At 45.3% G+C, this 23,286-nt stretch carries 11 protein-coding genes; 1 reads left to right on the top strand and 10 read right to left on the bottom strand.

Translation table 11 applies throughout. The annotated features are described in order from the left end of the window. Nucleotides 1-177: 177 nt before the first annotated feature. The 7 genes from T426_RS0101935 to T426_RS22440 all read right to left on the bottom strand — a co-directional run bounded on the left by T426_RS0101935 (nt 178) and on the right by T426_RS22440 (nt 12,399). Nucleotides 178-2,727, bottom strand: coding sequence for an adenosylcobalamin-dependent ribonucleoside-diphosphate reductase (locus T426_RS0101935; protein WP_027585202.1), 2,550 nt, complete (start codon nt 2,725-2,727; stop codon nt 178-180). Nucleotides 2,728-3,028: 301 nt separating this feature from the next. Beyond that, nucleotides 3,029-4,258 (bottom strand): 3-deoxy-D-manno-octulosonic acid transferase, encoded by a 1,230-nt coding sequence (locus tag T426_RS0101925; RefSeq protein WP_025862852.1) that lies wholly within the window; start codon nt 4,256-4,258, stop codon nt 3,029-3,031. Nucleotides 4,259-4,319: 61 nt separating this feature from the next. Beyond that, nucleotides 4,320-4,793 carry a ribonuclease HI gene (gene rnhA, locus T426_RS0101920; protein ID WP_027585201.1) on the bottom strand — a complete coding sequence of 158 codons (474 nt, stop codon included), beginning with the start codon at nt 4,791-4,793 and terminating at the stop codon, nt 4,320-4,322. Between the two features lie 79 nt (nt 4,794-4,872). Further along, nucleotides 4,873-7,029, bottom strand: coding sequence for a S46 family peptidase (locus T426_RS0101915; protein WP_027585200.1), 2,157 nt, complete (start codon nt 7,027-7,029; stop codon nt 4,873-4,875). A 64-nt stretch (nt 7,030-7,093) separates the two neighbouring features. Continuing rightward, the gene (locus tag T426_RS0101910; RefSeq protein ID WP_025862850.1) at nt 7,094-10,456 is read right to left on the bottom strand and encodes a CPBP family intramembrane glutamic endopeptidase; all 3,363 of its coding nucleotides are present in this window, start codon (nt 10,454-10,456) and stop codon (nt 7,094-7,096) included. Between the two features lie 184 nt (nt 10,457-10,640). Then, nucleotides 10,641-11,240 (bottom strand): ribonuclease HII, encoded by a 600-nt coding sequence (locus tag T426_RS0101905; protein ID WP_025862849.1) that lies wholly within the window; start codon nt 11,238-11,240, stop codon nt 10,641-10,643. Nucleotides 11,241-11,265: 25 nt separating this feature from the next. After that, nucleotides 11,266-12,399, bottom strand: coding sequence for a glycosyltransferase family 4 protein (locus T426_RS22440; protein ID WP_025862848.1), 1,134 nt, complete (start codon nt 12,397-12,399; stop codon nt 11,266-11,268). Nucleotides 12,400-12,499: 100 nt separating this feature from the next. On the opposite strand from T426_RS22440, the gene T426_RS0101895 reads away from it, so the two are divergent. Further along, nucleotides 12,500-13,942 carry an oligosaccharide flippase family protein gene (locus T426_RS0101895; RefSeq protein WP_025862847.1) on the top strand — a complete coding sequence of 481 codons (1,443 nt, stop codon included), beginning with the start codon at nt 12,500-12,502 and terminating at the stop codon, nt 13,940-13,942. A 23-nt stretch (nt 13,943-13,965) separates the two neighbouring features. Here T426_RS0101895 and sov read toward each other — a convergent pair whose 3' ends face one another. The 3 genes from sov to pdxA are packed head-to-tail and all read right to left on the bottom strand — an operon-like array spanning nt 13,966 to nt 23,211. Continuing rightward, nucleotides 13,966-21,474: a T9SS outer membrane translocon Sov/SprA gene (sov, locus tag T426_RS22435; protein ID WP_027585199.1), complete on the bottom strand. Its 7,509-nt coding sequence runs from the start codon at nt 21,472-21,474 to the stop codon at nt 13,966-13,968. 49 nt (nt 21,475-21,523) lie between these two features. Further along, nucleotides 21,524-22,105 (bottom strand): Holliday junction branch migration protein RuvA, encoded by a 582-nt coding sequence (gene ruvA / locus T426_RS0101885; protein ID WP_025862846.1) that lies wholly within the window; start codon nt 22,103-22,105, stop codon nt 21,524-21,526. Between the two features lie 44 nt (nt 22,106-22,149). Beyond that, on the bottom strand, nt 22,150-23,211 hold the full coding sequence (gene pdxA, locus T426_RS0101880) for a 4-hydroxythreonine-4-phosphate dehydrogenase PdxA (protein WP_027585198.1): 1,062 nt from the start codon (nt 23,209-23,211) through the stop codon (nt 22,150-22,152). Nucleotides 23,212-23,286 lie beyond the last annotated feature (75 nt).

The raw sequence follows: 23,286 nt of genomic DNA, 5'->3' as shown, positions 1-23,286 counted from the left end.
TACCTGTTTTAAAATTTTCGTCCGTTCTGAAGGATACAAAACAGCATTTCCTTTTACAGCTGTTTTCCTCGAACATTTAGGAAGTGCACTATCCGAAAGAATACGACAACAATAACCATAATCAAAAAAGAGGTTCTCCAAAAGGGAACCTCTCTTTATTTTTATGAACATTTGCGTTTAACCGCATTTCGAAGAGCCACAATCTTTACAAATCAGGCAACCTTCCTGGTAGACTACATTTTCAGAGCCACAACCAGCACAAGTTGCACCATCAACAGATGTTCCGTTGGGGATATATTTCTTCAATGCTCTGGCTACACCATTCTTCCAGGTGTTAATTGTATCAATATCGAACTGAAGGCTGGTTACCAAATCCACCACTTTCTCGATAGGCATACCATGCCGCAGCACACTGGAAATCAACTTGGCATAATTCCAGAATATCGGATTGAATTTGTATGAAAGTCCTTCAATCGTTGTTTTGTATCCACGCTTATTAATGTACTGGAAATCGTAACGCGCAATTCCGTTTTCGTCCCTACTTTTAATAATACTTCCACGGGTAACCGAACGGGGAAGCAAAATTCCATCTTCGTCGTCTGCCAATCCGGTGAAGATTTCGTAAGGCTGCTCATCGATAAGTCCGATAAAGGCAATCCACTTGTCCTTGCTATTCTGGAAGCGAACCACATCGGCTTCGAGTGCTTCCGGACGTTTTGTCGAGAAAACACCTTTTTTCTCAGTCTTGTCTTTTGCCGAAATCAATACACCTGAACGGGAACCATCGCGGTATACTGTAACACCCTTACAGCCACTTTCCCAGGCAGTGAAATAAAGTTCACCTACCAGTTCCTCATCAACATCTGAGGGGAGGTTAATTGTCACCGAAATAGAATGGTCGACCCACTTCTGAATCTGGCCCTGCATTTTCACCTTAGCCACCCAATCCACATCATTGGAAGTAGCTTTATAATAAGGCGATTTTGCTACCATCTTATCTAATTCTTCATCTGAATATTTTTTATTTATATCATATCCATTCATTTCCATCCAGTCTTTGAATTTATGATGGAAAACGATGTATTCTTCCCAGCTATCGCCTACTTCATCTACAAAATCAACCCGAATGCCTTTATCGTTAGGATTCACTTTCCGGCGGCGTTTATAAACCGGCATAAATACGGGCTCGATACCCGAAGTTGTTTGTGTCATCAAACTAGTTGTTCCGGTAGGGGCAATGGTCAGAAGAGCGATGTTACGACGACCGTATTTCACCATATCATTATACAGCTCCGGATCGGTTTCTGCCAGACGCTTGATATACGGATTCTCTTTTTCGCGATTCGCGTCGTAAATCGGGAACGCACCACGATCTTTCGCCATCAATACAGAGCCACGATACGCTTCCAATGCAACCAATTTATGTACCTCTACCGAGAAATCGATGGCATTGTCGGTTCCGTAAACCAGTCCTAAAGCTGCCAGCATATCACCTTCAGCAGTGATCCCAATTCCGGTACGACGGCCATTAATAGCCATTTCACGAATCTTATTCCAGAGATTGGATTCTACCCGTTTGATTTCGCCATCTTCCTTATCCGATTCAACTTTACCGGTAATGGCCTCAATTTTTTCGAGCTCCAAATCGATGATATCATCCATAATGCGTTGTGCATAACGGACGTGCTTACGGAAGAGCTCAAAATTGAACTTGGCCTTCTTGGTAAATGGTTTCTCGACGTATGAGAATAGATTAATAGCCAGCAACCGACAACTATCATAGGGGCAAAGCGGAATCTCACCACAGGGATTGGTCGAAACAGTCTTGTAACCCAAATCAGCATACGAATCCGGAACCGATTCACGGATCACGGTATCCCAGAAAAGAATTCCCGGCTCAGCCGATTTCCAGGCATTGTGAACAATCTTTTTCCAAAGCTCACCGGCATTAATATCGCGGGTAAACGACGGATTCTTACTCTCTACAGGATATTGCTGCGTATAAGGTTTGTTTTCACGAACCGATTGCATGAACTCATCATCGATCTTTACCGACACATTGGCTCCGGTCACTTTGCCTTCCGTCATCTTGGCATCGATGAAATTTTCGGAGTCGGGGTGTTTAATCGACACCGAAAGCATCAACGCACCACGGCGGCCATCCTGAGCCACTTCACGAGTGGAATTGGAAAAACGTTCCATGAACGGTACGATACCGGTAGAGGTCAGAGCTGAGTTTTTTACCGGTGAACCGGCTGGCCGGATATGAGACAAGTCATGACCAACTCCTCCACGGCGTTTCATCAGTTGAACCTGTTCCTGGTCAACCATCATGATTCCGCCATACGAGTCGGCATTATTGCCTACGACAAAGCAATTCGACAGCGAAGCTACCTGATATTCATTTCCAATACCAGTCATCGGGCCACCTTGAGGAACGATATATTTAAAATCTTTCAGCAGGCTATAAATTTCTTCTTCTGAGAGGGGATTAGGGTAACGATTTTCTATACGCGCAATTTCTTTAGCTAAACGACGATGCATATCGTCTGGGGTTAATTCAAAAATATTTCCGTAGGAGTCCTTTAAGGCATACTTATTCACCCATACGCGGGCTGCCAAATCATCTCCCTTAAAATACTTCAGCGACGCCTGAAAAGCGTCCTCTGTCGAGTATACTTTTGAGTGCGCGGCCGACCGTCCTGAAGATACTTCTTTCAAATCCATGGTGAACTAAATTTGGGTTTCGTAATTCGGTTGTCTGTCGGATTTTTTCGTGCCCGGAATCGAGGCTGTTAATCCGATATGCAATTTACTTTTCATGTGGCAAGAATGGAACACTTTATTTTCCATTTCCTGTAAAAGTTATCAACTTCCACCTGTTTGTTTTCTGTATACGTGCAACTTACATTTTTGATAACTACTAAAAGTTGACCAAAACAGAAATAAATTCAAAAAAACAGAAGCAAAATTTTTCCTTCCGGAATAGCTCTGTATGCCGGATAAACAATGAAACAATTATGAAATATCAGTTGAAAATATACCGGACAATTACATCCGAAGCCCCTCGGCTCTGTGAAACATAATTACTAGCTAAATCGGAAGTAACCTGCAATTTTTTGTCGTCTTTCAGGTACTCATCCATGACCGATTTGAACTCTTCGTAATCGTGAATACAAAAAGCTGCTTTTTTCTCGAGCAAATCCAATGCTTCCTGAAACTTTTCATGGTTTGGGCCAAAAACGACGGGCATACCAAAGGTTGCCGCTTCGAGGATATTATGAATGCCACTACCAAAACCTCCGCCAATATAAGCCAGGTTTCCATAACGGTAAACCGATGTCAGGTACCCGTAACCATCTACAATTAAAACATCTGCCCCCTTCAAATCACCGTTTCCGGCCTTCGAAAACCGGACATATTTTTTATTGAGGGATTCGGTAATGCGCTGTATTGATTTATCGGAAACCTCGTGTGGTGCAATGACATATTTAACCGGGAGTTCCGACGAGTTGATATATTCAAGGAGTAAAGCTTCATCAGCTTTCCATGTACTTCCCGCAACTACGAGTTTCTTTCCGCTAGCAAACTCATCGAGTACCGAAAGTCGGGGAGCTGCGTCAGCAATCTGCCCAACCCGATCGAACCGGGTATCACCCGAAAGGGAAACATTAGTAAAACCGAATTTCTTAAGCAAATCAAGCGACTCCTGATTTTGTACAAAAATATGATTATAAGCGCGCAATGCTTTCCGGTACCAGCTTCCCCAGGGCTTGAAGAAAATTTGAGAAGGGCGGAAAATAGCTGAAAAGATATACGTAGGAATTCCGCGCTTTTTTAATGCAGTAAGGTAATGATACCAGAATTCGTACTTCACAAAAAACGCCTTCTCCGGATTTACGATATCCAGAAATCGTTTGACATTGTAGGGTGTATCAAGTGGGAGATAATAAACGTAATCAGCAAACTCGTAATTTTTACGCACCTCGTAACCAGATGGAGAGAAAAAAGTAAGTAAAATTCTCACATCCGGCGCTTTTTTCCGGATGGCTTCAATCACGGGTCTTCCTTGTTCAAATTCGCCCAACGAGGCTACATGGAACCAATAGATGGATTTGTTCGACGGTAATTCTTCTTTCAGCCGACTGAAAATATTACGACGGCCATCCAACCATTTGCGCGCCTTTTCGCTGCGTAACGATGCCAGCCTGATGAGTAGCTTGTACCCCCGAACTCCTATGTCGTATAATAATCTCATAACTTTTCAGCGGGCAAAGGTAAATTACTTTTGAGAAATGGAGGCAAGGTTTTTCCGAAAATTATGTTTCAGGCTGATAACCTGTATCTTCCTTCAGATTTGACTGCAATGCAGCCTCAACAGCCAGTTCGTCGCAACGTTCGTTTCCCGGATTATTGGCATGGCCTTTTACCCAGACAAAACGCACCTGGTGTTTCGGGTAAATATTCAGAAAACGGATCCACAGATCAGGATTCTTCTTTCCTTTAAACCGTTTCTTTGCCCAGGAAAAAACCCACCCCTTTTCCACTGCATCGGCCACATACTTCGAATCGGTATAAATGGTCACCTGGCTTCCTTCAACTTTTAACGCCTCAAGGGCCACAATCACCGCCAATAACTCCATCCGGTTATTCGTTGTCAGCCGGAAACCTTCTGATAATTCCTTCCGGTGACGCCCCGATTGTAGAATAACGCCATAACCACCAGGTCCCGGATTTCCGCGGGAAGCGCCATCGGTATAAACAATAATATTGGGTTTCTTCACATCAGTCATAAATGCAAATGTATGCATAAAGAAAAGACCGGCGTACAACCGGTCCTTTCATCTATCTATATTTTAGAGCATTCGTTTGTTAACGAACAATCGTCATCTCATCAATCAGATTGGTTGCACCGGCATACTTATCGATTACCCAAAGAACAAACCGGATATCGACACAAATGGTCCGCTGGATTTTAGGCTCGAAAGCGATATCTCCACTCATAGCTTCCCAGTTACCATCGAAAGCAGCTCCAATCAGTTCGCCTTTGGCATTAATAACCGGACTACCCGAATTACCACCGGTAATATCGTTATTGGTGAGGAAGCAGGTATGCAGCGTTCCGTCTTTATCGGCATACTGACCATAATCTTTCGCGTAATACAGATCTTTTAAGCGCTGTGGTGTGTCAAACTCATCGTCGCCGGGGATATCTTTCTGAATATATCCGGCCAACGTCGTGAAATATTTATACCACACCCCGTCACGCGGACTGTAACCACCAACGGTACCGTAGGTCAACCGCATCGTTGAATTGGCATCCGGATATAGTTTCTGGCCTTTGTCCATTTCCATTAACCCGCCTACAAATAATCGGCGTCCTTTTTCCAGTTCAGGAACAGTGGTCATATTATCACTGTTAATAACACGCATCGCGTCAATTATCTGTTCTGTAGCCTGAAATGCCGGATCTTTTTTCAGTACCTTCAAAGAAGGAGCGTTCAGGAATGCTTTCAACGATTCCTCATTACTGAAAATGGTTTTCTTGAACATCTTCTCAGCGAACTTGCTGTAATCGCCTTTGTATTTGTCTCTGATGGTGTTTATATAAGCCGGATAATACTTCGGATTGACATTATCCGCATAAATTTTCGATAAGGCAGCCGCCAGTTTCTGGTCGGTTGGTGCATTGTAATCCTTGAAGAATTCATCGAGTGAACCCTGAATACGGGCTGACATGGCACGAATAGCATCCTTATTCTCCGGCTGGTTTTTCATTACCTCATACAGGCCATTTGCCCGCATAGCCAACCTAAAGATTTCAGGACCGCGCAGAAAAGCTTCGCGCATATAAGCGCCGGCTACTTCATCGTCGGTATTTTCGTAAGCGTCTTTAATGAGGCTTAGCGCCTTTCCGTATTTTGCTTCACGTGCAGTATCCTCATCAACCCAGTTCGTAAAATGTTTCTCCAGCGCTTTTTTATCACTAATCACATTCAACGCCTTCAAACCTTTATTCTGACCAATGGAATATTTGTAATAATTGGCACTACGTGCATATTTCGAAGCATACTGAATACGTGCTTTCGGGCCAGTCTCCATATATTTTTTGATAATCGCCAATTTTTTGGACCGTACCTTCATGCGCACTTGGTTGGTCACATTCATTGTAAACTCAACTCCATACGAACTTTTGTACCGCTCAGTTCTTCCCGGATATCCCATAATCATGGCAAAATCGCCTTTATGGACACCTTTCAGCGAAATAGGCAGGAAGTGCTTGGGATGAAAAGGCACATTTTTAGGCGAATAGTCGGCAGGTTTACCATCCGGGCTGCAATACACACGGAACATACTGAAATCGCCTGTCTGACGTGGCCATTGCCAGTTATCAGTATCACCACCGAACTTACCTATAGACTGCGGCGGAGCGCCAACCAACCGAATATCGCGGAACGTTTCGTAAACAAACAGGTAGTATTTATTCGATTCGAAAAAGCTGCGAACACGAGCCTGATAATCGGTACCATCCGAAGCGGCTTTCTCCAGTTTGGAAGCAATCTCTTCCACTTTGGTTTCCCTGGCATTTTCGTCCATATCAGGAGTCAGGGCACTGTCAATTTTAGCAGTTACATCGGTAATGCTTATCAGGAAAGAAACCGTTTTTCCCGGATTAGGAAGTTCCTGATCCCTTGACTTCGCCCAAAATCCGTCTTTCAGGTAATCATGCTCCACCGTACTGTGTGCCTGAATCTCGTCAAAACCACAGTGATGATTGGTTAACAGCAGCCCGTCGGGTGAGATCATCTCACCGGTACACGATCCATGGTCCAGCGCCACAACGGCATCTTTCAGACTGGAATGATTGATACTGTATATTTGATCTGCCGTTAACTCACACCCCATAGCGTGCATCTTGTCGATATTCAGCTTCTGAACAAGAGCAGGCAGCCACATTCCCTCATCGGCTTTTACGCTACCCGAAAACGTAGCGATAAAAGCAATAAGGACGATAATACCTTTCTTCATCTTTTAATTTTTGATTTACTGTCCCGCAAATTTAATTTTATTTAGATCTTTTCCATACTGTTTTTCAAACAGTATCCCCTTGAGTCGTAATTTTCCTCACCTCACGGCCCCAGAAAATTGCAATAATCAATCCAACAACCAATGTTACTATTTCACCGGTCATTGCGCCCGGATACGCCGATATGACAGCCTGTCGTACAGCTTCAGGAACCAAAATTCCTGCCATAACAACCGGAATGATTGACGGAGAATACCGGAATGCAAAATACCAGACACCCCAAATCATCAGCCCAACCACAACACCCGCAGGCACCATATACGCAAACTGATGCAGCGAGCTTCCTGTAATTGATAGTCCCATCAACAATGAAATCATTACACCCGCAGCATTTCTTTTTTTACCCATATGGGTTATCCGGTTTAATCCCAAGGTTATTAACCAGGCAAAAACGGGCAATAATATGAAATTATCGATATTGTGAAAAACTGCTCCCAGCCAAGGAATATAATCGTTTGCGGCACCAAACCATGGAATATAGGGTGCAAGCTCAGGTCTGAAGTAACGTAGAAGAGCAATAATGCCTGCCAACAATAGTCCTAATCCAAACTGCCTTCGCGATGAAACATCAATACGTTCGGAAGCTACAATTGTATATGGCAACATCCCCGCAACAACACCCATACCCAAAGCAAGGAAAAGAGGTCCAAGCAACTGAAAAATAAGTGCGACCGTAATGTAGTTCCCAAAATCCTGTCCGGTGGGATAAGCATAAAGGCTCCGACTCCATCCGTTTGCCACCGCCAACAGCTTCACAACAGTCAGGAAAACGGTCACGATACCGAATAGCCTGATCGAGAAATAGCCTTTTGTCCAGCGAACGATTCCAATAACAATTCCCGCAATTATCACAGCAACCAAAATCAACCAGCTGATGGTACGCCAAACCGACAATTTACTCTCGTGATCACGGAGATCGCGCTGCCATTCCTCGGGCACGTGAATAGAACGACCAAAATAAGCAACTTTGTTGCCGGCAAGCTGAATTTGAAAACGCGCTTCACCTGTTCGCAAAGGATAGTTTGCTGTATCGGCATAGGTAAATTTCCAGTCTGTCCGTTTATCCAGTTTTTCCGGAGTCACCGATACCTCCTTTAACCGAAAAATCCGCGTTTGAAACTCTACGTGCAACAACGAATCGACCAACTCTGTCGCTTCTCCTCTGGATAGATTAGCTCCGGGCCATTTTTCCGGAAATACGTGACGATAAGACTCAAGCTCTCCATTACCTGAAATTCCAATCCGAAACTCCTCCGTCCGTTCCTCCACCGAACCTTCTGTTTTCATATATCTCACCATAAAATGAGCAGGCTCCAGGAAGGACCCCAGAAGTTGTTTATAAATATCAGGACCTCCTTCCTGCCAGACAAACCGGTGATCGGTTCCTCCTGACCGAACAGTTGTAGCGACTGTCCATTTGGCCGAGTCAATTGGGATTCGCTGCGCCATCTCTTTTTGTGCAATACTGAGAGCAGCTTTTCGCTTGATGGTCATCGACTCATCATCATGGTTGAACCTTGAGAAGAATGCCCATAAAAGAACGCCAAACACAGCCACCGGAAGAATCCACCTAAACACCGGTTTCTTCACTGAGCCTGTTTCAACAGCAAAAGGTGACATTGACCTGTGAATCGGTTCTTCTTCGCTCGCTTCCGGAGGCCGCCACGCCCAATTTCGATAAGTATCCGGCAACTCGGTCCATTTTTTATTTCGTACCCTGAAGAACAAGACGATGAACAGAGGAGTCAGAAACAATAAAACAATGATGAGTCGGTCGATCCAAATTCCTGGAGAACTCGCAACCCAGAGAGGCAGAGAGATCCAGAAAACATCCACCGTATAATGTGTGATGATTACCGGGAGTAATCCAAACTGCAGGTATATAATCCCGAAGATCACAAACGGTACCAGCATTTCAACAACACGTGCATACGATGGCTGATTGGGATAATTGGCATGTCCCAATCCAAATACTACCGTTTGCAAAATAAGCACCAAAATCACCCAGAAGCGATGGCTTTTCCAGTTTCGCGTAAGCAAAACGATACCTGCCAGTGGAATGGCACGAAACATCGCTTCCTCCCAGAAACCAGCCTGCAACGATATTGAAAACGGGCTTAGCCAGGGAAATGGAGTAGCCAGAATATCCGGATCAGAAAGTGTTCCCGCCGGGCTCCACCATCCTAAATTCCGGGTAGTAAACATATAGAATGCAACATCAAATGCCAGCACAATTACCATAAAAAGGTATGCGCCCAATGTTTGTCCGAGAATCAGTTTGGAACTACCCGCTCGCTTTGACCAAACATGCCAAAATTGAGCGTGGCGCGGAAAGGCGATACGTCCCATACCTTCGCCGGCGGTAATTGACAAACTGACCAAAGCTCCCATTCCGATGGCGCTCAAGAATCCATAAAGAAGCGTCCTGGCAATAAAATTGGAAGCCGAGGTCGACGTTTCGTAGTATAGCCAGGATAACGGAAACTGATTAGCCTCTACCAGGAATACCGAAAAGAAACAAATGGAAAATCCCCAAATAAATGCTTTCCGCCATAAAACGTAGCTCCTTTTCATGAGGAAGAACAAACCAATTACGATACCACCCAGACCATAAAGCAGTGCCATCAGTAACGTGGCAATGGAAGATAGCGTGGTGTTCGATGAGCGCATCTCCTCGTATTTCCGGTCGAAGGCTTCCGGAATTTTCACAAACCAAGTCAATTCCGTTAACCGGTCACCGCTCACGACCAACCTCAGCCGATATTTCCCGTCGGCAATACTCTTTTTATCATTCTCGTATACGAAGGTGTGATCGATTCGTTCACTGGGAAGAACCTCAATGGAGTGCTCCACCAAATGATAATCAGCCAGATTCGCGTACCAGTCCTTTTCTGCTGATTCTTCCGCAACATACCGGGCACGGGCTGAATCCAAAGCTGCCCCTTTAAAATCCTCCGGAAGTGTTTCCTTAAATCCGTATGGTTTTCCTTCCGGTGTAAACCGAAACATTACTTCCCGTGGGTTATATTCGTGAAATTGCCGAACTACCCACCGATACGGATGGTAATCTCCCCGCTGCATCACCACCGAAAAAGTATCGAGACCGCCGCCTTCCAGCTCTATGTAGTTCTGGAATCGGTAATCGTTGGTAAAACTGGCTGCCTGCCGAAAGCGCTCGGGACCAATTCGTAATTTCTGCGACATCCTGGAAGCCATCGCCAGTGCAGAATCGCGCGACATGGTAATATCGACATGTACGAGCGGATTGGCTTTCTCAAAATTCCGGTAAACAAAGATTCCACTACCCAGTGAAAGAAGCACAAGTATCACCCAGGTAATCGGCTTGCGAAAAAGCGAAAATTGATCCATACGGAAAGGAAATTAAGTTAGGGAAAAGCTTATTGCTTCAAGATAGTGAAAAATGAAAACCAGAACAATATCCGCCCCGCTTGCGGTTTGGTCTACCATTGCAAAACAAAATGCCACGCACATGATGCGAAGTGCATTTAGTATGCTCCCTATGTTAGTTCGAGCAGACTAACTTAATATCCTTTCAAAATTTAAGAGAAAGCTGGTCATCGGTTAACCGGAATGATTTGCGATGATATGGAGTGATACCGTATTGTTTGATCGCTTCGCGGTGAGCTTTCGTCGGATAGCCCTTATTCTGTTTCCATGCATAAAAAGGGTATTCCTGATGAAGTGCAAGCATAAAATCATCCCGGTAGGTTTTCGCCAAAATGGAAGCAGCGGCAATTGACAAATACTTTCCATCGCCTTTTACCACACAGGTATGGGGAATATCCTGGTAAGGCTTGAAGCGGTTACCATCGACCAAAATATGATCCGGTTTGACTTTCAACTGAGCCAACGCCCTGTGCATTGAAAAGATAGAGGCATTGAGAATATTGACCTCGTCAATTTCCGTATTATCGTAGGAACCGACGGCCCAGGAAATGGCTTCCTTTTGAATAACTTCCCTTAGTAGGTACCGGTTTTTTTCTGTTAGCTGCTTCGAATCATTCAGCAACTCATTCCGGAAGTCGGCAGGCAGGATAACAGCTGCAGCAAACACTGGTCCGGCCAAGCAACCCCGTCCGGCTTCATCACAACCAGCTTCAACCAATCCCTCATGTAAAAACGATGCAAGCATGTTTCAAAAATAATGAATTCCCTTTTCAGGAAGGAGTTTCTACCGTTTTCATCATGGATTCCCATAATAATTTAGCCGAGTGTTCCCAGGTATAACTTTCCGATCGCTCTTTTCCACTCATTATCAAGTCTCCGGCATAATCCTGATCCGTATAAACCTTCATCATCGCTTCAGCAATGTCATCAACAGATTCCGGAGTTGCATAACAAACCGATTCTCCGCCCACTTCGGGCAATGACGATGAATTGGAACAAATAACCGGAATGCCGGCAGCCATCGCTTCGATAACCGGAATGCCAAAGCCCTCGAAAAAAGGAACAAATGTCAAAGCCAATGCAGCTCCCATCAATTGTACCAATTCCACATCGGGTACACGCCCTGTAAAATGAACCCTATTTCCACATTTCATTGAGCGATGCGTTTTAACAATTTCACGGGTTTTATGCATCGCTCCGCCAACAATTAGCAGATCGACCTCTTCATCGGTTTGCCGGCAAAATTGTTCGTAGGCGAGCAAAAGACCTACAACATTTTTGCGTGGCTGGAGGGCACCAACAAAAAGGAAATAGGGGCGACCCCCCGTATATTTTTCTCTAACGTTCCGGATAGCCGGTCCAGATAACGGTTGAAACATCTCGCTAACGCCGTTGGGAACGATATCAATTTTCCCCTCCCGCATATGGTATTTTCGAACCAGATCGTCCCGGGAAAATGAGGATACAGTGACCAGTCGTTCGGCTTTTCTTGCATAACGCGGAACAAAATATTGCTGAAACCAGCGATGAGACAACTGCAAATCCTGAGGGCGGTGCTCAAAACTCAAATCGTGTATCACCAATGTTTGCGGGACTTTTGCTCGCAGCGAAGCAAATCCGTCAGTCGATAAAAACAAATGAGCATTCAACCCCTTCAGCACGCGCGGAACAACTCTTTCGAACCACAAATACCAAAGCAACGGATGACGTGCCTGAGGGCCAAAAACGACCGGCGTAACATTCGAACTATAAATAAACTCGTGTGAATAAGGTCGATCGAAAAGGAAGAAAAACCGGTGTTCCGGATGGCTAGCCGTGATTCTACGCAGGGTTTCATGCGTAAACCGACCGATTCCTTCCAGTTTTCCGGGAAGCAACAACCTTGTATTCACAACAATATTCATATTCCGTTAAATAGAATTGCTTAAACAGCAAAGGTATTTATCCTAAGCTAACCTCGCACAGAAAATTTATTAATTTTGAATTAAAGCAAAACCATTAACCTTGCAAAAGAAATTCGTCACCAACCTGATTCTGCTGATCGTCCTGAATCTACTGATTAAGCCATTCTGGATATTCGGGATAGACCGTACGGTACAAAACATGGTTGGAGCCGAATCATACGGATTCTATTTTTCTCTGCTCAATTTCACTTTGTTACTTAACATGATTCCCGACCTGGGAATTACCAATTACAATAACCGGAACATTGCCCGCCACACGCAGCTTCTGAATAAACACCTGGCCAATGTTTCGGGCCTGAAAATTATACTGGCTACTGTCTATGCCATTATTTCTATGATAGTAGCCCTCATCATCGGCTATTCAGCCAAACAAATTTCATTGTTGCTATTCCTGATTCTGAATCAGATCTTCATATCCTTCAGTCTCTACTTCCGTTCCAATTTAACGGCACTCCATCTGTTCCGGACGGATAGCCTCTTATCGATACTCGATCGTACATTAATGATTTTATTTTGCAGCATTATTCTATTTACCAATGTAACCGGCCATACCATGCAAATTGAGTGGTTTGTTTACATTCAGACTTTTTCCTATCTGCTGGCTTCTATCATCATTTTCGGTGTTGTGAAACACTATTCCGGGCATATCAAACTTAGTTTCAATCGTTCCTTTTTCATCATCTTTCTCCGGAAATCCTATCCATATGCACTGCTGATTCTATTGATGTCGTTATATACACGATTAGATTCGGTTCTCATTGAACGGTTGCTTCCAGTATCAGAAGGAAAAACAGAAGCCGGAATTTATGCGCAGGCATACCGCCTGTTGGAAGCAGTTTCGAATTTTGGAGTGCTTTTCGCCGGACTGTTGCTACCTATCTTTTCCAGGATGTTAAAAAAACGAGAGGACATTCGCCCGATGTTGCGTTTTTCATTTCTCCTGATCATTGCACCGGCCTTATTACTTGCTTTCTCTTCGTGGTTCTTCCGCCGCGAAATCATGGAGGTGTTATATCACCACCACACGTCACAATCTCCGCTCATCCTTGGCTTGTTGATGTTTACCTTTATTTCGATAGCCACTACCTATATTTTCGGAACTTTGTTAACAGCAAAAGGGACGTTGACACAACTCAACATTCTGGCCGCGGGAGGCGTGATGCTGAATCTCAGCCTCAACTTGTTCCTGATACCGAAAATGATGGCCGCCGGCGCAGCATGGGCCGCATTGATTACGCAATCAGTGATGGCTTTGTCGCAGGTTATTTTAGTGTATTATCTCTTCCGGTTTACACCGGATTTCAAACTTATTCTCAGGATACTATTTTACACAATAGCCATATTTACATTGGGCGTTTTCTGCTCGGGATGGCAAAACTGGTTACAGGGTTATTTGACCATGCTAACAGGTGGCATACTACTGGCTTTTGGAACCGGACTCATCAGTGTAAAAACGCTGCGAACCATATTAACAGAGCAATAAATATTTCCGGTTAACCGGAAAACCTACTGTGACAAAGTAAACCGGAAGCTTACACCGATATTGGAATTGGCGGTAGGATAAGAGAGCGAAATGAACGGATTGTTGACGATGCGATCGTAGTACAACCGGACAATAAAGGCCTCACTCAAGTTGTAATCAGCCGATAATTTGATGGTCATCGCCTGCTGGCCCGCGGTGAGCTGATTATCTGCTTCCACCAGTTTCCGCAAGACCGTTTTATTCTTCCGCAAACCAAAGTCAGCCCTGATTTGCAAATCATTATTCAATGTTTTTTGCGAATTCTTGGTTTTAATGAACAACTTCAAATCTTCAAACCGGTACCCAAGCCCAACACTCATTTCGTTGTTGTAAACCTCCGTCAGCTGGTTGTTCGTCAAACTCAACGTTAAATTCCGCGATTTCCGGTACTCAAAACGAGTGGTCAGGTTATTCAGCCAGGTTACATCCAGGTTAAACAGCGGACTGAATGACTCATTAATACTAATGGCATTAATATCATTTTGGGGTAGGAAGTTATTCTGAAAGTCACGTACATAGCTAAAACCATCGCCAATCTGGTCATAATTCAGGTTACTGATAAACGAACCCACATTATAAGAAGAGCGGTACGCATGTGAAATGCTCAATGTTTTCATCAAGTTCCTCAGACCGGGAATACTGTTAGCGGCACCATTATACTGCACCCGCCAGTTCGGCATCATGTGTTTAGCCGAAGGGAACGGATCGAGAGCCACCTTATTCGGATCGGTTCCCGTATAAGCTGCAAAGAATGACGGTATCAACACCTGAGGTGCAGTTGGTCCGTAACCATCGGGGAAACCCGTTTCCGGATCGATTTTCGTTGGATCGTATCCCTGATTTGAATTGGGAACACGTTGTGCGACTAACCGATTGGCAATCGTATGCCGATATTCACGGAATTTGTCCCATGCGGAAGATTGCTGCACACCACTGGTTCCCAACTTATCGAACGCTGAACCAAGCGTGATTACCGACATGGTAAAGTTTCCGTAGTAGTTTTTATTGAACGCTCCCCAGCCATCCTGATCGTCATACAAATAGAACTCCGATGAATTTTCGGAGTAACTCCGGTTAGCCGTCAAATCAATTTTCAATCCCGGAATCGGTTCGAGCTTTGCCCTTAAATTCAGCGTATTGTTATGGGTCATTTGGTACGGGCTGCTTTGAACTGAGTCCGTGGTCATCCAGCCATTCTCTATAGCTTTCCAGGCAAAATTCGGATCTTGTTGTCCCAATACAAATGGCCAACCCGGAGCCAGCGAATTACCCGTGCTGCCATCGGGAGTATAATTATTCAATCCAAAATAACTGGTATTCGGCAAATACCCCGGAAGAACGGTACCATCGGTTTGTGTGTAGGAAATATTCAGATCGCGAACCATCATCAGAAAACGCGACGTGTATTCTGCCACCTTCAAGGCGATATTTGCAGAAGGTTTCTGAGTACCAATAACCAACACATTGGCGTTGCTATAATCTTTAGGTGCTGTAAAGGTCACCCGGTTTTCATTCACCACTTTCACATCTCCATTGATGGGTTTTCCAGTGGCATCAGTAACAGTAACCCTCACCTCTTTTGTTCCCAGTTTATGGAAAATGGAGCGGGCTTTACCAGCCTTCAGATTAAGACCTTTATCTGCAAAACGGACCTCTTTGCCATTTCCGCCGGTAGGCCGCATTGGCGAAGGTCTTCTTCCACCGGTTCTTCGTCGGCCGGAATATTTCTGATTCACTTTTCGCAGGAAAGGAACCTTGTTATAGAGATTAACCAGGTTCGCTTGTCCGTTAAACTGCATCGAGCGCGAATTCTGGATGATATTACCCAGCTGGTAATCGCTGCTGGTAATCGGCCCGGTATCCCAGTCGAATGTTGACTGATAGCGAGCAGAAGCCGAAGTCCAGTTCAGTAACGGGATTTTATTGATCGGCAACGTATAGGATGCATTCACCGTGTGATGATAATGCGTATTTCGACCTCCGTCGAGAATACTCTGAATAATCGTATCGCGCCGCGCCTCATACTCATCCTGGTTCTTATTTAACCTGGCACCCAAAGGTTCCTCGACTCTCGATGTATTCTGAGCTGAAACGTCCAGCTTCAAGCTCCGGGTAAGGCTGTAACGCAAATCGTAATAACGATCCCAAATGAAATCCTTTTCATAGGATGAAGGAATGATGAAATCGGGATTGGTAATATTACGGTACTGTAGCTCGCTGTACCGCCTGTTCATATCCGAACGGAAAGAGATCTGTTCGGGCGAATAATAAAAGTTGAAATCACGAATCAGTGAGAACCATGGCGAACGAAATAGTTTCACATTTTTGAAGGGCTCCACAGCCTTTGGACGTGTGTTGTAGTTGTACGAAAACAGCATGCGAGTATTACGCGTCTCATTCCTCGTGGTGTTGATATCACGGTGATAATACTGGTTGAATGAATAGGTTACCGCGAAATTTGAAATATCATAGACCTTGGGTTTTCCTTTTTTGTTGGGCTTATCGATGTGCACATTCGTGAAGTTGATACTACGACGGGTCGTATAATCCTGCGAAATCCGTTTGATCGAATCCCTTTCCGATTTATTTGCGGCAGCGTCCAGCGCGTCTTTTAACTTCACATCCGGATCGAGCGGCGAATATTCAGGTGTTTGTACAGCCTTTGAAAAGCCGAGATACATTGGTATCTGAACACCCGATTTCTCACCAAAGAATTTTCCCAGTTGGAGATTTGTGGAAACATCATACTCATGACTATCCTCCATGCTACGTTGCTGCATCTTCGAGTCGATGCTTCCAAAGCCAGCCGTACTGGTTCTTCCGGCAAACGAATAGGTTCCCAAATCGGCCAGGTTACCCGAAACGCGGCCCAGGGCTGCCCAACCGCCCTTCTCATCAAAATCCGTCAGACGCAACTCGTTGACCCATACTTCCACCGACTTACTTCCCGGATGCGGACTGCCATCCTTGTTCCTGATACCAATCATCACCGAAGTCACTTCTCCCAGGTTCGGGTTACCTTTTACCTTGATGATATTCTGGTTGTTGTTCACACCATTCTGAATCTTTTCAAAGACATCATTCATCGAAAGCTGGGAACCGGCTTGCCGCATTTTGGCATTCCGCTCGAGCTTTAATTTTGGCAACAGATCGAGCGGGATATACATTCGGTTGGCTTCGGGCCACACAATGAACCGGTCGTTTTGCGAATCATTACTGTAGTAACCCGGAGGCGTCAGTTTCAGAGGAATTTCGTATTCGTAGTAGTTGTATCGGTAATCCGACCCGATGCGAATGAAGAGCGACAGATCATCATCGTTCAGCGCATGATCTTTGATTGCTTCAGCATGCACCTCCATTTTCAGCGTTTTATACCGCCGCATGTCCACTGTGGTAGTTTTATATGCTGCCCGGGCATCTCCGGTCGGCAAATCCAGCGTTCGCAGCACCATCGACTGCTCATTCAGCTGCCTGATTTGCGGGTTGGCCGGGTCAATCACCCGGCTAATTCCCGGAGGAAGCACATAGTTCACCGGTTCCCGGTTGGCATTCTCCTCGATATTAACAGCCGAAATTTCAAATTTGGTATCGGGAGAAGGAACACTGTTGTTCTCTGATAGATCTTTCTCGTATATCCGCCAGTCGGAGCGCACCAAATCGAGTGTGGCAAACCTCAGCACTACTGGCTTCTGCCACCCACGCAGGAACATTCGCATGAACCGGATGGAGCGAAAATCGGAGATAGTACCAATCGTCGAGGTTGGTTGTTTCACCGGAATCTTGAACTGGTACCAGGTAATTTCCGAAGTTTTACCATTCTTCAACTCAACCCGTGCTGTTTTTGAGTCGGCGATGAAGTTTTTTCCTACCTGCAGATCCTGCCGATCCAACTTCAAGTGATACTGGAAATAAGATTCATTCTCACTTAACGTGTTATCATCGTTGATGTCTTCTGCATCCGGAATTGAAGTTGCAGCCGTACTATATGGCTCCGGCGACATATCGGAAGTGGGCGAGTTTCCGTCGGGGTTGTTATAATCCTTGTATCGTTGAAGAATGCCCAAACTTTCGTCGTCATAGTCGCTTCCGCGGAAATAGTGGAAATTATCGTTGGCCGGGTCGGCATAATACTTCGCAAACACACTGTCACTCACCAATCCTTTTAACTGGTCGAGATACGTCTTGTAGAATGTCTCCTCATCCTTCGAATCCAACCCATCCAAACCAACATCCTGGTAACGACGAGCCTGTGGATTATTATCGAATGCTTTGACAAGTGACTGCTGCCGCGAAACCCTTCCCCAGGCCGTCGTATCGCATGTTGCCGCGTAATTGCCATCGGCCGGCAACCCGTTTTCAAACGATTTCCTTCCGTCCCGAAGAATGTCTTCTGACACATTTCCCAAATCGAAATACAAATCGCCACCGGGATTTTGCTGCAGCGTATCTTCCGCAAACGGATCCATCATCCAAAACTCGATGTATTCAATATTCGCCGCTTCAAAATCACTGGTTTGGACCTGCCGCATAATACCTCCCCAACGCGTCGCCGGCTGATTCAGCGAACCATCAGAAGCAACACCCGCAGAATAAGCCGATGGATACGTATCGAAGTTATAAGGGCCTTTTTCCGAAGGATAGTATGCCAAATCAAGTGTCGGAATATTGGTAGGCTGTCCCACAGGTGTCTGTCTGTCAGGATAAATCTCACTCTGATACACTTCCCGCACATAGTTGCTCGAACGCTGATCTTTATTTCGAATCAGGTGTTCCGGCGTTGTGGCCGTGTTCCGCTGCAAAAGTGGATCGATGACATACCAGGCTAGTTTCGCGCGGTTGTAACCATTAGCCAGATTATCGACCAGTTCGCCTTCCGGAAACATATCCTGTCCCTGTGGAGTACTGGCAAAGGTCCAGGCATGCTGCGTCTTCATGTCGATGGTGGTTTTCGTTCCCTCGAAATCATCAATATACACAGCACCTTCATTCGAAATCACCTTGGAGTGTCCGGGCAATAACTGAGCAAATTCTGCGTCCACCGCCACTTTCGATTCGGCTTTTGTATCCAGAAACGGCAGCGCATCTACCAGATTCGTAATAAGCTGTGATGAAGTTTTATACGAAGCATTCAGTCCCAACATGGTGTTGGAAATGGGATCTTCGCCATAATTCACTTTTTGTGTCAACGGCTTTTCGTGAAGATACATCACCGTACCGCCAAGATTAAAGTCCTTACTGAACTCATAATTCATGTGGGTACCCAACAACGTTTTCCGTTGCATACTGAACAAGTTGCTACTTTCGGTGGAAACCGAAATAGGCGTTCCCGATTCAAGCAGTCCCTGATTAATAATCTTCACAGTCCCCTGGGCGTAATCGACCACGTAATCAGTATTCTCTGTCAGTTCGCGTCCACCGGCAGTCACTTTTACCGAGCCGCGCGCGACATTGATGGTATTGAGCGAAATCTCGTTACTCGCAGTTCCTTTGTAGCTTCCCACCAGCTGATACTTGTTTTTCTCAGCATCCTGCTCGGCCACCGTTTTGGTCTCGTCGTACAGGCTTTGGAAAACGTAACGGTCAATTGCTGTCTGATCGCTTCCCAACTGCTTTTTCAGGTTCGAACCAAAGGGCTGAACTACCGGAAAAAATACGCGTCCTGTAGCTGCATCGATGGTTACGCCATCCAGAAAATCGAACAAACCATCCGGATAGGGATCATTTTGTTTGTTTAGGTTATCCAGGTTCATCACTTTCAACAGGATTTGTTCCTTTAGTGGACCTGTTGGCAGGTAATTAAGATTGGTACCCGTGGAATCGTTCTGGTACTCCACGTCAAACTTGAAATCTTCCTTTGAAAGTTGATAAGCGCCCAGATTATAGACGTTTTTCATCATCAAATCCCAATTTTTGAATTTGGGATTCAGGTTGGTTCCTTTTATTAATTTCAACACCAACGTTTGGGGAGCATCAATTCCATCGGTCGAAAATTCACCAACCTGATAGGTTTTTCCGTTCGCAGTATACTGATATGCAACAGCCAACACCTCATCCGAATTCAACGCCGATTTAAGCGAAATGTAGCCCAGCTTCTTATTGACAGTATATTCAGACGGAGAGAGTCGGCGGGCATTCTCTATCTTCTCGTAATCGCGGCCGGCAACAAATCCACGACTGGCTAGCGGAGCCATCACCTGCGTCAATTGAGCAATATCCCGGAAACCGGAATAGGTAGATGTCATGGAATTATACATCTGGTTGGCGTCGTTGAACGTATAAACGTTTTCCGGATACGAAAGCCCGGGCGTATCACCAAATTCAGAGATGGATTGGTTCTCGCGATTGGCTCCCCGCTCACCAAGGTCGGTCAGTGCCAGAATATTCCTTGACTCTTTAAAATCATTTGATTTATTCGTGACCCATACCTCCACCTTGTTGATGGTAATGGCGGAATTGATAACCGGCAGGTTGGCCAATGCCTGATCGTAGTGATCGTAAAAATACTGCCCGAGGAAGAAGTGCCGGTTGGCATCGTAATCGGTTACATCAATCTTGAACTTCGTTTTCTGCGCTCCACCTTCCGTCTCGATGGTTTTGGTCTCTCCCTTCTGTTGTGAAAATATCGTTGAAACGGAAAGTTTGCCAAACTGCAAATCAGTTTTCACCCCGAAAAGATTGGTTCCGCCGGTAATCAGCGAACCGGTAAGCGGCATCGATACGTTACCGGCTTCCACATTCTTCACTATTTCGTCCTCGTCACCGGTATAATTAAGCTTCATTTTATTCTCGAAATCGAAAGTCGCTTCGGTATTGTAATTTACCCGCATGTCCAGCTTACTTCCAATTTTTCCCACCACATTCATGTTCACCTTCTCGTTGAAGTCGAATGTTGTGGTCTTTCGCATCCTTTCGGGAATAGACGGATTATCGATGCGGTTGGTTTGCACTCCAAGGCTAAGCTCCACATACCCCTGCGGGCGGATACTCACTGTGTTGGAACCGAATATTTTGTTGAAGGACTCTCCCCCGATTTTGAGCTGTGGAATAAGTTGCGATTGCTGTTCGAAAGATTGTTGCGCCATTCGTTGTCGCCAGTAACGTTTGATGGATTCCTGAAAATCCCAGTTACGGTACTCTTCCAACGACATGGTGCGTGGTAACCGGTAGTTGAAGTCGCCAATCCGGTCGTAAAAAACATAGTCACCGGTTTCAGGGTCGTACTCCACTTCCTTCTTCATATTAGAAGGATCGTGAAGATACAAGGCGGATGAATCCTGTTGTCCTGAATTTCCGAAGGGGCCTTTATCCCGGAAGGGATAGGGTAATTTCCCGATGGTATCAACGGCAAGCGTATCACCTTCTTCTTTAACCGGACCAGCATTATTCCACCTAACTGCTCTTCCCATTCTGACTGACGCATCGCTGTTACCAATAATGGAAGCAACGATAATCAGCATGAAAATAGCCAGTACATATCTGCGGTACCTTCTCAACACCAGCTACTACAAATTTTATCCGCAAAAATACAGGGAAACGGAGCCCTCAAAGATTTTTCAGCGCAATTTTAATCGTTTCTTCAACAGAAACACCCGGATTGTCGGAAAAAATCCGGTCGAGTGCTTTTTCGATAGCCCGTTTGTTAAACCCTAGCATTACTAAAGCAGATAACGCTTCCTCGCGGGTGGTATTGTCTGCTTTATCGAAAACCTGCACTGATTCTGATGATTTACCGATTTTATCCTTCAAATCGATGATAACCCGCTGCGCCGTTTTGGCGCCAATGCCTTTGATACTTTTGAGTACATTCACATTTTCGGTAGCAATGGCCTCTCTCAGCTGTTCCGGTTGATACGATGAAAGCATCATGACAGCTGTATTGGCACCAATGCCGTTTACAGATATCAGTAACCTGAAGAGTTCACGCTCATCCCGGTCGGAAAAACCATAGAGGAGATGAGCGTCTTCGCGAACGATCTGCTGAAGAAAAACCGTCACATTTTCCCGTCCGTTCAAACGGGTATAGGTCGTTAGTGAAATGCTGATAAAGTACCCGATACCTCCGGCCTCAACAATGACCGAAGCAGGCGTTAGTTCAGTAATATTTCCCTTGATGTATTCGTACATCCTTTGCGTTCATTCAAGTTAATTCATGGAATCGGGGAGTGGAATCACTCTCCCCCGCTTCGATCGACCTCCTGGCTCTGCAACGGATCTTTCGAAAACTCTTTATACTCCTCCCGGTTCATGAACAGGTCGATGGCCAGGTACATGGCATTCCGGAACGAATCTTCCGAAGCAATACCTTCACCTGCCAGACTGTAAGCCGTTCCGTGTCCCGGAGAAGTCCGAACAATCGGCAAGCCTGCCGTAAAATTCACACCCGATTCAAACGAAGCCAGCTTGAAGGGAGTCAATCCCTGATCGTGGTACATCGCCAAAATCGCATCAAATTTTTTGTAATCGGAAGAACCGAAAAATCCATCAGCGGGATAAGGGCCCATGGCAATAATTCCCTCTTCAGTGGCTGCTTTAATCGCCGGAATGATCTCCCGCTCCTCTTCGTCACCGATCAAACCATGATCGCCGGCATGTGGATTCAGTGCCAGAACAGCAATACGAGGCTTGTGCAGGGTGAAGTCTTCCGTCAACGTCCGGTTCAGCACCCGAAGTTTACTGAGAATCATCTCGGCCGTAATCGTCGATGCTACCTTCGACAACGGAATATGTTCGGTGACAATCCCCACCTTCAAGTCGTTGCTCACCATCAGCATGAGGTGATCGTCCACCTTAAACTCTTCCGCCAGGTATTGGGTGTGCCCCGGAAAATGAAAGACGTTGGACTGAATATTCTCCTTGTTGATAGGAGCTGTAATCAGCACATCAATTTTCCCGTCCTTAATATCCTTGACGGCAGCTTCGAGTGCCATGTAGCTGGCTTCACCAGCCATTTTAGTCGATTTTCCGAGCTCCACCCGGATATTCTCATCGATGCAGTTAATGATATTGGGCCGCTTGGGCACTGCTTCATCAGCACTGTTGATATGATTGAAACTAAAACTATTAATATCTAATGCCTTTCGGTGATAAGCAGCAACCTTGGGCGAACCGTAAACAATGGGAGTACAGTTTTCCATGATACGGTTGTCCAGCAATGCCTTCATTATAACCTCATAACCAATTCCGTTGATGTCGCCGTGCGTAATACCGACTTTGACAATATGTTGCTTCATAGTCTTGCCTAAATGTTAGATTTTCAACAATTCCCCAGAGGGGAAAGGATGGTCAAATTTAAACTTTTCTTCGGT

Origin of the sequence: Prolixibacter bellariivorans ATCC BAA-1284 (assembly GCF_000621705.1) — a bacterium.
Taxonomy (GTDB): domain Bacteria; phylum Bacteroidota; class Bacteroidia; order Bacteroidales; family Prolixibacteraceae; genus Prolixibacter; species Prolixibacter bellariivorans.
Note: the sequence above shows the minus strand (reverse complement) of the source record. Positions and strands in the feature narration are given on the sequence as shown.